Source organism: Streptomyces sp. URMC 126 (genome assembly GCF_051386555.1).
Classification (GTDB): domain Bacteria; phylum Actinomycetota; class Actinomycetes; order Streptomycetales; family Streptomycetaceae; genus Streptomyces.
The window spans coordinates 1-3,640 of the sequence record NZ_JBPQTX010000481.1; the positions used below are offsets into that span (position 1 = coordinate 1).

General features: G+C 73.0%; 4 protein-coding genes. 1 reads left to right on the forward strand and 3 read right to left on the reverse strand.

Annotation, left to right across the window (positions count from 1 at the left end):
- The first annotated feature begins 181 nt into the window (after positions 1 to 181).
- Positions 182 to 1,315 carry a DNA integrity scanning diadenylate cyclase DisA gene (gene disA / locus ACSNOK_RS31670; RefSeq protein ID WP_436784243.1) on the forward strand — a complete coding sequence of 378 codons (1,134 nt, stop codon included), beginning with the start codon at positions 182 to 184 and terminating at the stop codon, positions 1,313 to 1,315.
- Positions 1,316 to 1,411: 96 nt separating this feature from the next.
- Here the strand turns inward: disA and ACSNOK_RS31675 are convergent, their stop codons facing one another.
- The 3 genes from ACSNOK_RS31675 to ACSNOK_RS31685 all read right to left on the reverse strand — a co-directional run bounded on the left by ACSNOK_RS31675 (position 1,412) and on the right by ACSNOK_RS31685 (position 3,385).
- Positions 1,412 to 2,278 carry a hypothetical protein gene (locus ACSNOK_RS31675; RefSeq protein ID WP_436784244.1) on the reverse strand — a complete coding sequence of 289 codons (867 nt, stop codon included), beginning with the start codon at positions 2,276 to 2,278 and terminating at the stop codon, positions 1,412 to 1,414.
- A 217-nt stretch (positions 2,279 to 2,495) separates the two neighbouring features.
- A complete protein-coding gene (locus tag ACSNOK_RS31680) occupies positions 2,496 to 3,044 on the reverse strand; it encodes a pyridoxamine 5'-phosphate oxidase (RefSeq protein WP_436784245.1) in 549 nt (182 codons plus the stop codon).
- A 98-nt stretch (positions 3,045 to 3,142) separates the two neighbouring features.
- Positions 3,143 to 3,385 carry a hypothetical protein gene (locus tag ACSNOK_RS31685; protein ID WP_436784246.1) on the reverse strand — a complete coding sequence of 81 codons (243 nt, stop codon included), beginning with the start codon at positions 3,383 to 3,385 and terminating at the stop codon, positions 3,143 to 3,145.
- Between the last annotated feature and the right edge of the window lie 255 nt (positions 3,386 to 3,640).

Here is a 3,640-nt window from a genome sequence, read left to right on the forward strand (position 1 = left end):
GCCCTCTCCGGGGAAGGGGCCGGGGAGGCTCCGGCGCGGGCCCGGCCGGAGGACGCCCCTCTTCAATCGGCTCGGCGCCAGTAGACTTTCCCCTGGTCCCGCCCTCCCCCAGCACGCGACCGGAAACGGGGGCGCGGGGGCGGCCCGCGGCCACCGTTGACCATGCGACCGGAGGAGTGCAGTGGCAGCCAACGACCGGGCATCGGGCCCCGGCAGGGCCGGGGGCGGCTCCGGTGGCTCCCATGCCGACGGGCTGATGCGCGCTTCGCTGAGCGCCGTCGCGCCCGGCACGGCCCTGCGCGACGGCCTTGAGCGCGTTCTTCGCGGCAATACGGGCGGGCTCATCGTCCTCGGCATGGACAAGACCGTCGATTCGATGTGCACCGGCGGTTTCGTCCTCGACGTGGAGTTCACCGCGACCAGGCTCCGCGAGCTGTGCAAGCTCGACGGGGCGCTGATCCTCGACAAGGACATCACCAAGATCGTCCGGGCGGGCGTACAGCTCGTGCCGGACGCGTCGATCCCCACGGAGGAGACCGGCACCCGGCACCGCACAGCGCAGCGGGTCTCGATCCAGTGCGGTTTCCCCGTCGTCTCCGTGAGCCAGTCCATGCGGCTGATCGCGCTGTACGTGGACGGGGAGCGGCGCGTGCTGGAGGAGTCCGGCGCGATCCTGTCCCGCGCCAACCAGGCGCTGGCCACCCTGGAGCGGTACAAGCTCCGCCTGGACGAGGTGGCCGGCACGCTCTCCGCCCTGGAGATCGAGGACCTGGTCACCGTCCGGGACGTCACGGCCGTCTCGCAGCGCCTGGAGATGGTGCGGCGGATCGCCACGGAGATCGCCGAGTACGTCGTCGAGCTGGGCACCGACGGCCGGCTGCTCTCGCTCCAGCTCGACGAGCTGATCGCGGGTGTGGAGCCGGAGCGCGACCTGGTCGTCCGGGACTACGTCCCCGAGCCGACCGCCAAGCGCACCCGCACGGTCCCCGAGGCGCTCACCGAGCTCGACGCGCTCACCCACACCGAGCTCCTCGAACTGCCCATCGTCGCCCGGGCCCTGGGCTACAGCGGCTCGCCGGAGACGCTGGACTCGGCCGTCTCGCCGCGCGGCTACCGCCTGCTCGCCAAGGTGCCGCGGCTGCCCGGCGCGATCATCGAGCGGCTGGTGGAGCACTTCGGCGGCCTGCAGAAGCTGCTGGCCGCCAGCGTGGACGACCTCCAGGCCGTGGAGGGCGTCGGCGAGGCGCGTGCCCGCTCGGTCCGCGAGGGGCTGTCCCGCCTGGCCGAGTCGTCGATCCTCGAACGGTACGTGTAGGGCCCGAACCGAACGTCATGAAAGAGGGGGTCCCGGCCGGGACCCCCTCTTTCGCTGTACGAACTCTTTCCGCCGTACGGACTCGACGCCCGGCGCTCAGCCCTTGTCCAGGACGAACTGCCCCTGGTCGACGACGCCGCCGATCTTCACCTCGACCCGGTACGTGCCCGCGACCGCCACGGAACCGGCCGTCGGCGCGGCGCACTGCGGGGCACTGCGCTTGCGGTCCCACTCCAGGGTGCGCTTGGTCTCGCCCGAGCCCGGCACCTCCACCAGCACCTCGCCGCGACCGCGCGGGCAGTCGTCGGAGGCCCACACGTGCTGCGTCCCGGCCGGGTCGGTGATCTTGAGGACGGCGGTCGGCGACCCGATGTCGACCTTGCAGGCGCCACTGCCCGTGTTCTTGAGCACGATCTCGAACTTCGGGCGTTCACCCGGCCCGTAGGAGCCCTTGACGCTGCGCACCGTCACACGGAACGAAGCTGACGTGCAGTCAGGCACCGAGGAGCCCTTGGCCAGCACCTTGGCGTCACCGGCCCCCAGCACGCCCGCGGCCGGCCCCGCGCCCGGGCCACTGCCCGTACCCCCGGCGCCGCCGACCCCGGAGCCGCCTCCGGCGGAACCGCCGCCACCCGAGCCGCCGCCCGTACCGCCCGCACCGCCGGTTCCGCCACCGCTGCCGCCGCCGACCGTCCCGAGACCGCCGACGCTGCCGCCGCCCTGGCCGGAACCGGAGCCGCCACTGCCGCCGCCGCTCCCCGAACCGCCACTGCTGCCGCTCGACTCGTCACGGCCACCCGGCCGTTGGCTGTAGTGCGGGCCGGACGGCGTCGGACCGGGCGTGATCGTGGCGCCACCGGAGTCACCGCCGCCCTTGGACGCGCCGTTCTTGCCGTCGGACGGCCCGTCCTCACCGCCGAGCGTGAGCAGCCACACCACCAGGAGGACGAGGAGGCCGAGCACGGCAAGCGCAACTCCCCTCCGTCGCCAGTAAATGGAGGAGGGAAGCGGCCCGATCGGATTGCGCAGTGATCCCACGCGAAAACTCTACGAGAGATCCGGCCGGGCTCCACCCCGTACCCGCCGTATGAGTGCCTACTTTTCTCATCATCCGACCGGCTGGGCACGCCTTCCTGCCGTTTGGCACCGCAAATCTCACGCCTCCTCAGCAGCGGTGCCGCTACCGGCGCCACTCCGTCCGGTGCCCGAACCCCCGTCCGTTGTCGACGAGTCGGAGCCAGTCGGGGCGCAGCTCCCACAGCTCGGCGCGCTCCATGGCCTGCCGCAGCCGCTCCGAACGCTCCACGTAGGGAAAGCGGGTGCGGTAGGCGTCCCAGGCCGCCGCGCGGTCCTCGCCGTCGAGGAGGCGGCAGGTGCCACGGCCCTGGACGCCGGTGAGGGCGGTCCACTCCTGGTCGTCGCGCTGCACGGTGAAGGCGACGCGGGCGTTCCCGGACGCGAGGGCCCGGCCGTGACGCGTGGTGGTGGAGGTGACGAAGACGAGGGAAAACCCCGCGCCTCCTCCACCTTCTTCACCACGCTCGCCGCCGTGTACCCCGGAAGCCGAACCAGGCTCGCCCGAAAGGCCGTTGCCCATCGCGTAGAACACGGCGCACGCCTGTGGCCCCTCGTCGTCGCCGTAGGCGAGGGTGAGGGTGGTGTGCGCGCCGAGGGCCGCGCGGATCTCCGGCGGCGGGCCCGCGTCCGGGCCGGTGGGGGTCTCCGTCATGGACCCATTCCACCCCCGCCGCCGGGAGCGGACGAATCCGGGTGCCGTCGTACGCCGTTGCGCACGACCGGTGCGGTCACCCGCAGGCGACCCTCCGGTCACGACCGGTGACAGATGAAGCGGCGGCTTCCGTTCGCCGCGGTCTCCACGATCGCGCTGGGGCAGCCCTCAGGGCAGAGCGGGGCGGCGGCGGCCGTGTTGCGGTAGCGCTCCGGCGGGTGCTTGCAGGCGGAGCAGTACCACCCCGGCGCGAGTCCGGGGACGGGCGTCATGTCCCACCACAGCGGGTTCGCACAGGCGCGGCAGCGGACCAGGGGCGGGGCTTCACGGCGGCCTTCCACCCCTCCATGGTCGGCGGGCGGGCGGTCCGGCGGGGTTCCCGCCGTCAGGGATCACCCGTAAGAGACCCGGGCGTCGGGCCGCCGGGTAATCCCGGTGTCATCACAGGAGGTCCCGTGCCACGGCAGAGCGGGAAGTCCCGTGCCACGACAGACAGAAGCGGAAGTCCCCGCGCCACGACGGAAAGGGAGGCGACGGAATCCGGCGGGAAGGCACCCGCCCCTCCCGCCGCCACCCGCACCACCAGCCCCCTGAAG

Bases quoted from the DNA above. Each gene is read 5' to 3' on its own strand.
- ACSNOK_RS31680 (WP_436784245.1), bottom strand. From the start codon at position 3,044: ATGACGGAGACCCCCACCGGCCCGGACGCGGGCCCGCCGCCGGAGATC.